This window comes from Duganella vulcania, assembly GCF_009857655.1.
Taxonomy (GTDB): Bacteria; Pseudomonadota; Gammaproteobacteria; order Burkholderiales; family Burkholderiaceae_D; genus Rugamonas; species Rugamonas vulcania.
Genome location: NZ_WWCX01000159.1, coordinates 1 through 7,609, shown reverse-complemented (window position 1 = coordinate 7,609; position 7,609 = coordinate 1). Strand labels below are relative to the sequence as shown.

General features: G+C 62.5%; 10 protein-coding genes. 3 read left to right on the top strand and 7 right to left on the bottom strand.

Annotation, left to right across the window (positions count from 1 at the left end; translation table 11 throughout):
• Together GTP90_RS34005 and icd are read right to left on the bottom strand one after the other, a co-directional pair.
• The coding region (locus GTP90_RS34005; RefSeq protein WP_161087655.1) for a chromate transporter at positions 1 to 579 on the bottom strand (579 nt) is incomplete at its 3' end.
• Between the two features lie 79 nt (positions 580 to 658).
• Positions 659 to 1,912, bottom strand: coding sequence for an NADP-dependent isocitrate dehydrogenase (gene icd, locus GTP90_RS34000; RefSeq protein ID WP_161087654.1), 1,254 nt, complete (start codon positions 1,910 to 1,912; stop codon positions 659 to 661).
• A gap of 161 nt (positions 1,913 to 2,073) precedes the next feature.
• Here icd and GTP90_RS33995 point away from each other — a divergent pair, with 161 nt between their 5' ends.
• Positions 2,074 to 2,634, top strand: a complete 561-nt coding sequence (locus GTP90_RS33995) for a pseudouridine synthase (RefSeq protein WP_161087653.1) — start codon at positions 2,074 to 2,076, stop codon at positions 2,632 to 2,634.
• A gap of 141 nt (positions 2,635 to 2,775) precedes the next feature.
• Positions 2,776 to 3,000, top strand: coding sequence for a hypothetical protein (locus GTP90_RS33990; RefSeq protein ID WP_161087652.1), 225 nt, complete (start codon positions 2,776 to 2,778; stop codon positions 2,998 to 3,000).
• A gap of 115 nt (positions 3,001 to 3,115) precedes the next feature.
• Here the strand turns inward: GTP90_RS33990 and rpsT are convergent, their stop codons facing one another.
• Positions 3,116 to 3,382, bottom strand: a complete 267-nt coding sequence (gene rpsT, locus GTP90_RS33985) for a 30S ribosomal protein S20 (RefSeq protein WP_008446456.1) — start codon at positions 3,380 to 3,382, stop codon at positions 3,116 to 3,118.
• Positions 3,383 to 3,573: 191 nt separating this feature from the next.
• On the opposite strand from rpsT, the gene murJ reads away from it, so the two are divergent.
• The gene (murJ, locus tag GTP90_RS33980) at positions 3,574 to 5,124 is read left to right on the top strand and encodes a murein biosynthesis integral membrane protein MurJ (protein ID WP_161087651.1); all 1,551 of its coding nucleotides are present in this window, start codon (positions 3,574 to 3,576) and stop codon (positions 5,122 to 5,124) included.
• Positions 5,125 to 5,181: 57 nt separating this feature from the next.
• On the opposite strand, the gene GTP90_RS33975 is transcribed toward murJ, so the two are convergent.
• From GTP90_RS33975 to GTP90_RS33960, 4 genes are all read right to left on the bottom strand, one after another.
• Positions 5,182 to 5,673 carry an FxDxF family PEP-CTERM protein gene (locus GTP90_RS33975; protein ID WP_161087650.1) on the bottom strand — a complete coding sequence of 164 codons (492 nt, stop codon included), beginning with the start codon at positions 5,671 to 5,673 and terminating at the stop codon, positions 5,182 to 5,184.
• A gap of 242 nt (positions 5,674 to 5,915) precedes the next feature.
• Positions 5,916 to 6,590 (bottom strand): type II secretion system protein, encoded by a 675-nt coding sequence (locus GTP90_RS33970; protein WP_161087649.1) that lies wholly within the window; start codon positions 6,588 to 6,590, stop codon positions 5,916 to 5,918.
• Positions 6,590 to 6,970, bottom strand: a complete 381-nt coding sequence (locus GTP90_RS33965) for a type II secretion system protein (protein ID WP_161087648.1) — start codon at positions 6,968 to 6,970, stop codon at positions 6,590 to 6,592. Before GTP90_RS33965 ends, GTP90_RS33970 begins: the two co-directional genes overlap by 1 nt.
• Positions 6,964 to 7,440 carry a type II secretion system protein gene (locus GTP90_RS33960; RefSeq protein ID WP_161087656.1) on the bottom strand — a complete coding sequence of 159 codons (477 nt, stop codon included), beginning with the start codon at positions 7,438 to 7,440 and terminating at the stop codon, positions 6,964 to 6,966. The genes GTP90_RS33965 and GTP90_RS33960 overlap by 7 nt, the downstream gene beginning before the upstream one ends.
• Between the last annotated feature and the right edge of the window lie 169 nt (positions 7,441 to 7,609).

Genomic DNA, 7,609 nt, shown 5'->3' with positions numbered 1-7,609 from the left:
GGCTATGCCGGCCGTGAACGCCTGCGGCAGGAGGCGGCCGCCGGCATAGCCGGCCAGCGCGGCGCCGGCGACGATCAGCGGGAATGGCAGTTGCAGCGCGAAGATCGCCACGAAGGCGGCGCCGGCGATGCCCCACAGCCAGCCATTGCGCAAGGCGCGCGTGCCGATGCGGTGCGCGGCCTGCAGCACGATGGCCGTGACCGCCGGCTTGATGCCGTAGAACAGCCCCGCCACCAGCGGCTGCTGGCCGAACGCCATGTACAGCCACGACAGCAGCACCAGCAACAGCAGCGACGGCAGCACGAACAAGCCGCCGGCGATGATGCCGCCGCGCGTGCGGTGCAGCAGCCAGCCGATGTAGGTGGCCAGCTGTTGCGCCTCGGGACCAGGCAGCAGCATGCAGTAGTTGAGCGCGTGCAGGAAACGGCGCTCGGAGATCCAGCGCCGGCGCTCGACCAGCTCCTGGTGCATGATGGCGATCTGCCCGGCAGGTCCGCCAAAGCTGATGCAGCCCAGCTTGAGCCAGAAGCGGAAGGCTTGCCAGAGCGTCGGCGCGGTCGGCGCGGTGGTGGGCGTCATCGTGGTTCCTGTCAAAAAAAAGCCCCGTCCGCACTGAGCGCGCTCAGGCGGACGGGGCCGGTGCATGCCGGTGGCTGGCTTACATCTGTTCGATCATCACGTCGCCGAAGCCCGAGCACGAGACCTGGGTCGCGCCCTCCATCAGGCGGGCGAAGTCGTAGGTGACCTTCTTCGAATCGATGGCTTTCTCCATCGACTTGATGATCAGGTCGGCCGCTTCAACCCAGCCCATGTGGCGCAGCATCATTTCGGCGGACAGGATCAGCGAACCGGGGTTCACGTAGTCCTTGCCGGCGTACTTGGGCGCGGTGCCGTGGGTGGCTTCGAACATCGCGACCGAGTCCGACAGGTTGGCGCCCGGGGCGATGCCGATGCCGCCCACCTGGGCCGCCAGCGCGTCCGAGATGTAGTCGCCGTTCAGGTTCAGGGTGGCGATCACGCTGTACTCGATCGGGCGCAGCAGGATCTGCTGCAGGAAGGCGTCGGCGATCGAATCCTTGATGATGATGTCGCGGCCGGTCTTCGGGTTCTTGAACTTGCACCATGGGCCGCCATCGATCAGCTCGGCGCCGAATTCCTTTTGCGCCAGCTCGTAGGCCCAGTCACGGAAGCCACCTTCGGTGTACTTCATGATGTTGCCCTTGTGGACGATGGTCACCGACGGCTTGTCGTTGTCGATAGCGTACTGGATCGCCTTGCGCACCAGGCGCTGCGTGCCTTCGATCGACACCGGCTTGATGCCCAGGCCCGAGGTGGCCGGGAAGCGGATCTTGGTGACGCCCATTTCCTTGATCAGGAAGTCCATCAGCTTCTTGGCGCCTTCCGAGCCCTGCTGGTACTCGATGCCGGCGTAGATGTCTTCCGAGTTCTCGCGGAAGATGACCATGTCGGTCTTTTCGGGTTCCTTGACCGGCGATGGCACGCCGGTGAAGTAGCGTACCGGGCGCAGGCAGACGTACAGGTCCAGCTGCTGGCGCAGCGCCACGTTGAGCGAGCGGATGCCGCCGCCGACCGGCGTGGTCAGCGGGCCCTTGATCGAGACCACGTAATCCTTCAGCACCTGCAGGGTTTCCTCCGGCAGCCACACGTCCGGGCCGTACACGGTGGTCGATTTTTCGCCCGCGAAGATTTCCATCCAGCTGATCTTGCGCTTGCCGCCGTAGGACTTGGCCACCGCCGCGTCGATCACCTTGATCATCACCGGGCTGATGTCCACGCCGGTGCCATCGCCCTCGATGTAGGGAATGATCGGGTTATCTGGTACATTCAGGGAAAAATCGGCGTTGACGGTGATTTTCTGGCCGTCGGCAGGTACTTTGATATGCTGATACATCGTGTTCTCCGAAGTGGACGCTCGGCGGGCAGCGGGCTGCTCCCGCCAAGTCTTCTATAAGACATAAGACAGGTGTGTGGCATTATGCACCAGTATTTTCACAGGCGCCATGGTTTTCATTACAACCTTAAAGCCTACACCAAAATCATCCGAAGAGAAGTATGTCACTCATTCTATTTAATAAACCTTTCCAGGTGCTGTGCCAATTTTCCCCGCAGGACGGCCGCGCCACGCTGGCCGACCACCTGAAGATCCCCAACATCTACCCCGCCGGCCGGCTCGACGCCGACAGCGAGGGCTTGATGCTGCTCACCGACGACGGCAAGCTGCAGCACACCATCGCCCATCCCGACCACAAGGAGGCGAAGGTGTACCTGGTGCAGGTGGACGGCGTGCCGGACGCAGCCAGCCTGGCCAGGCTGCAGGCGCCGCTGGACCTGGGCGACTTCGTCACCAAGCCGTGCAAGGCGGTGCGGATCGCCGAGCCGGAGTGGCTGTGGCCGCGCAATCCGCCGATCCGCAGCCGCGCCGAGCACCCGACCAGCTGGCTGGCGATCACGCTTCAGGAGGGGAAAAACCGCCAGGTGCGGCGCATGACGGCGGCGGTCGGCCTGCCGACGCTGCGGCTGGTGCGCAGCGCCATCGGCGCCATCTCGCTGGCGACCCACCCGCTGATGCCGGGCGAGTGGATGGCGGTGTCGGCCAAGGACCTGGCGGGCTAGATTGATGCGTTGCAGCACATAAAATTCTGTTTTTCGAGCATTTTTGTGTCAACTGGAAATTTTGAGCGGCGTTAATGAGCTAGATTCATATGAATCTTCGTTTTTTTTAGCTGGTTCAATCAACTGCCAAAGGAACTCATCATGTCCAAGATCATCGCTGCCCTGGTTGCCTCCCTGTTTGCTGCTTCCGCCTTCGCTGCCGCCCCGTCGGCTTCGGCGTCCGCCTCGGCAGCTGCTGCAGCCCCGATGGCATCGGCCCCTTCCGCATCGGCCTCCGCCTCCGCCTCGGCGCCAAAAGCTAAGAAAGCCAAGCACAAGAAAGCTTCCGCATCGGCAGAAGCTTCCGCCTCGATGCCAGCCAAGTAATCGCTGCCACACCAGCAAGCCGGCCCCGGGCCGGCTTTTTTACGTCCACGCATGCGAAAAAACCCGCGCTGGCCGAAGCCAGGCGGGTTCTTGCTTTAAATCCCAACGAGTGGAATTAAGCGGACAGTGCCTTCAGGGCAGCTGCCAGACGGCTCTTATGACGAGCTGCCTTGTTTTTGTGGATGATCTTCTTGTCCGCAATGCTGTCGATGGTCGACACGGACGATTGGAAGATTGCCGTCGCAGCAGCTTTGTCGCCGCCCTGGATCGCTTTGCGAACTGCCTTGATAGCGGTGCGCAGGGTCGAACGCTGGGACGAGTTGTGAGCGTTTTGCTTAACTGCTTGACGAGCGCGTTTGCGCGCTTGTGCGGTATTTGCCATGGAATTTCCTAAAACAGGGTAAAGGTGCGTTTGCAAACATTATTGTTTGCCAAACAGGTGCGTTCAGTGCGTCTGCCGAACCATGTGAGTCAAACTACTGCCTGCCAAACATTAGTGTCTGCGTAACAGAATTCTGTACAGCCTGCGATTATAGCGATGTTTTCTGTCAGGAGCAACTATAATCACGTCCCATGAACTTGCTTAAAACTCTAGCCGCCATCTCCAGCATGACCATGCTGTCCCGTGTAACCGGATTATTGCGTGAAACCTTGTTTGCCCGGGCCTTTGGCGCCGGCGCCTACACGGACGCTTTCATCGTCGCGTTCCGCATTCCCAACCTGCTGCGCCGCCTGTTTGCCGAGGGGGCCTTCTCCCAGGCGTTTGTGCCGATCTTGTCGGAATATAAAAACCAGCACGGCCAGGAGGCCAGCAAGACGCTGGCCGACCACGTGGCCAACACGCTGGTGTGGGCCACCCTGTTCGTCAGCGCGCTCGGTATTATAGGCGCGCCGTTGTTTGTTTACCTCATCGCCACCGGCCTGGACAAGCAACCGGGCGCCTTCGACGCCGCCGTCTGGATGACGCGGCTCATGTTCCCTTATATTAGCTTCATGGCCTTCGTGGCGATGGCCGGCGGCGTGCTCAACACCTGGCGCGAGTTCAAGATCCCGGCCTTCACGCCGGTGCTGCTGAACCTGTCCTTCATTGCCGCCTCGCTGTTCCTGCAATCGCACCTGGAGCAGCCGATCTACGCGATGGCGATCGCCGTGTTCGTCGGCGGCATCCTGCAGGTGGCGATCCAGATTCCGGCGCTGGTCAAGATCGGCATGTTGCCGCGCCTGTCCTGGAATCCGGCAGCCGGCCTGGGCGACCCGGGCGTGCGCCGCGTGCTGAAGAAGATGGGGCCGGCCGTGTTCGCCGTGTCGGCCGCGCAGATCAGCCTGATGATCAACACCAGCATCGCCTCGCGGCTGGCCGAGGGCAGCATTTCCTGGCTGTCGTACGCCGACCGCCTGATGGAGTTCCCGACCGCGCTGCTGGGCGTGGCGCTGGGCACGATCTTGCTGCCCAGTCTGTCCAAGGCGAAGTCGGACGGCGATGCCCAAGAATACTCCGACCTGCTGGACTGGGGCCTGCGCCTGACCTTCCTGCTGGCGCTGCCGGCGGCGGTGGGCATGGCCGCGCTGGCCAAGCCGCTGATCGCCACCCTCTTCCACTATGGCAAATTCACCGACGAGGCGGCCACGCAGTCGTCCTACCCGCTGATCGCCTACAGCGCCGGGCTGCTGGGCATCATCCTGGTCAAGACGCTGGCGCCGGCGTTCTATGCGCGCCAGGACATCCGCACCCCCGTCAAGATCGCCACCGGCGTGCTGGTGGCGACCCAGTTGATGAACTGGATCTTCGTGCCCTACCTGAAGGTGTCGGGCCTGGCGCTGTCGATCGGCCTGGGCGCCTGCATCAACGCCAGCTTCCTGTACGCGGGCTTGCGCAAGCGCGGCATTTACCGGCCCAAGCCGGGTTGGACGATGTTCTGCGCCAAATTGGCGGTGGCGTGCGTGCTGATGGGCGCGGCCGCGTGGTTCGGCGGCCAGCAGGTGGACTGGCTGGGCTTGCAGCACCATACGCTGTTGCGCATCGGCGCGCTGATGCTGTTGATCGGTTTGTGCGGAGCGGTGTACTTCGCGGCGCTGTTCGCCATGGGCTTCCGGCTGCGGGATATCAAGCGCACAGCCCGCTAAGCCTGAACAACGGACGAAAAAAAACCCGCCGAGGCGGGTTTTAAGAGCAGCTAAAACTTAAGCTGCTTTTTTTGCTTTGCGACGAGCAACAACACCCATCAGAGCCAGGCCGCCCAGCAGCATGCCGTAGGTTTCTGGTTCTGGTACGGCGGTTACGGTGATCGAACCGTTGTAGAACGCCGACGAGGCGCTGGTTGGCGTGCCGCCCAGGGTCAGGGTGAACGGCGAGTTGGTGCCAACGTTGAACGAACCCAGGCTAGCGAACGAGCTGCCGAAGATGAACACAGGAGCCTGGCCGTTCAGGCTGGCGGTTTGGATGTTCACGTTGGTCGCGCTGTAGTTCAGCAGAACGTTGTAGGTACCAGCTGCCAGACCGGTGAAGGTCAGGACGTCGGAACCGCCGGACAACAGGCCATCGCCTGGCAGCGACAGACCGGAGAAGCCGGTAGCAACGCCCAGGGTCACAGGGATGTTCAGCTGATCAGCAGCAAATGCGCTAACCGAAGCGGCAGCCAGCAGAGCGCCAGCAACGAAAGATTTCAATTTCATGTGATTTCCTTAATCAAACGAATTGTGGCTGCGCTTTCGCCAACCACCGAATAGTTAATAGGAGTACTTCGGGAAGAATCATAACATAAGAATATTAATTCCAATTGTTATTTTTCCATTTTTAGTTTCTTATAAATAACTTTTTCCATGTTATGAAAATATCAGGGTAAATGTCGGGGGGGTAAACTGAAAACCCGTGACAATCCGAGAGAAAATTTTTAAAAAATGTGGCTTCCAAGCCGCTATTCCTGCGGCTTTTCGTGCGTTTCGGGGATCGGCGGCTCGACCGGATCGGGCCGCACTTCCGGCGGCTCCGGCGGGCTGGCCGGCGCCTCCACCGGGGGTGGCGGCGGGGCCGGAATCGACGGCGGAGCGGCTTGCTGCTTTCCAGGCGCGGGCGCCGTGACGCGCGGCGACGGGCCCGTCATTTCGGTGGGTACCGCCCCGGCCAACGCCATGGAAAACTTCCAGTCAGAAATATGCGCCTTGCCTTCAAAGCCCGTGTAGCGGGCCGGGAAATTTCCCACTTTCACAGGCTTGGCGTCGGACAGGCTGTAGACCGCCAGCACGCCGACCTTGTCGCCGAGATACAGAATGCCCCACTCGGACTTGCCGGTCATCGGATCGACAAACAGTTTGCGCAGGTGGCGGCGGGTGCCGGGGAAGCGCGGATCCTTGAGCAGCTCCTTCAGCGATGGCGGCTGCGGCGGCATCCCGGCCGGCGTGGCGTCGGCGTAGCTTTTCAGGGCGTCGCTGAACGCGGCGCCGATATCGAGCAGCTCCATCTCCGCCCGGCTGCGCTGCACCACCGAACCCAGCTTCAACGCCGTGGCCGTCACCAGGCCGATGATGGCCAGCAGGATCAACAGGCTCAGGTAGGTGAAGCCGCCGACGCGGCGCTGGCGCTGCGCCCTCATCACCAGTCGGCGTAGGGCTTGCCGCTGCGGTCGTTGCCGGGCGCGCCGCTCTTGATGTTGTAGACCCCGCCCTTGCCGGTGTCCTCCGGCGGCACGATGATCCACGTGGTGTCGCTGTCGGTGATTGGATCGACCGGCATGGCGCGCAGGTACTTCTTCTCCACCAGCTGCTCCAGCGAGTCGGGATAGCGGCCGGTGTCGCCGTAGTATTGGTCGAGCACCTGCCGCACATTGCGCAGGTTATCGGCCAGCACCACCTCCTTCGACTTGTCGATGCTGGGAAAGTAGCGCGGCACGGCCAGCGTCAGCATCAGCGCGACGATGCCCAGCACCACCAGCAACTCGATCAGCGTGAATCCTTTGGTCTTCATGGTCACCATTTTCTGTAGGGTACGCCGTTCAGGCCGGTCTTCTCGCTCAGGCTGTAGACGTCATAGACATCCTCGCCCTCCTTCGGCTGGTCGGCGTCGCTGGCGTAGCTGCGCTTGCCCCAGGTCTGGCCATCGCTCAACGCGGCGTCCGGGTTAAACGGATCGCGCGGCACCCGGCGCAGGAAGTAGATCTTGGTGTGCTTGGGATTCTGCGCGTCCGGCACGCCTTCTACCAGCAGCTCCAGCGTCTTGGGATAGCCGGTCGCGCCCATCGCCTTGGCGACGCGGCCCTGGTCATAGGCCAGCTTGTAGGCGTCCAGCGCGCCGCGAATCTGGTGCAGCGCCTCGCGCAGCTCCTGCTCCTGGCGGCGCTGCACCACCACTTGCGCGGTCGGCACCACCAGGGCGCTGAGCAGGCCGAGGATGGCCAGCGACACCAGCAGTTCGATCAGCGTGAAGCCACGGACGCGCTTCATCATCATGGGCTTACTGCTGCGCCGGCGGAATCGGCGCCGGCTCCGGTTCGGGCGGCGGCAGCACCGGCTGCGGCTGTTGTCCCTGGCTGGGCGGCAGCGGCGCCGGCTGGCCCTGCGACAGCGGGATCGCCTGCACCGGAGGACGCAGCGGCGACGGTTGCGCGCCGGCCGG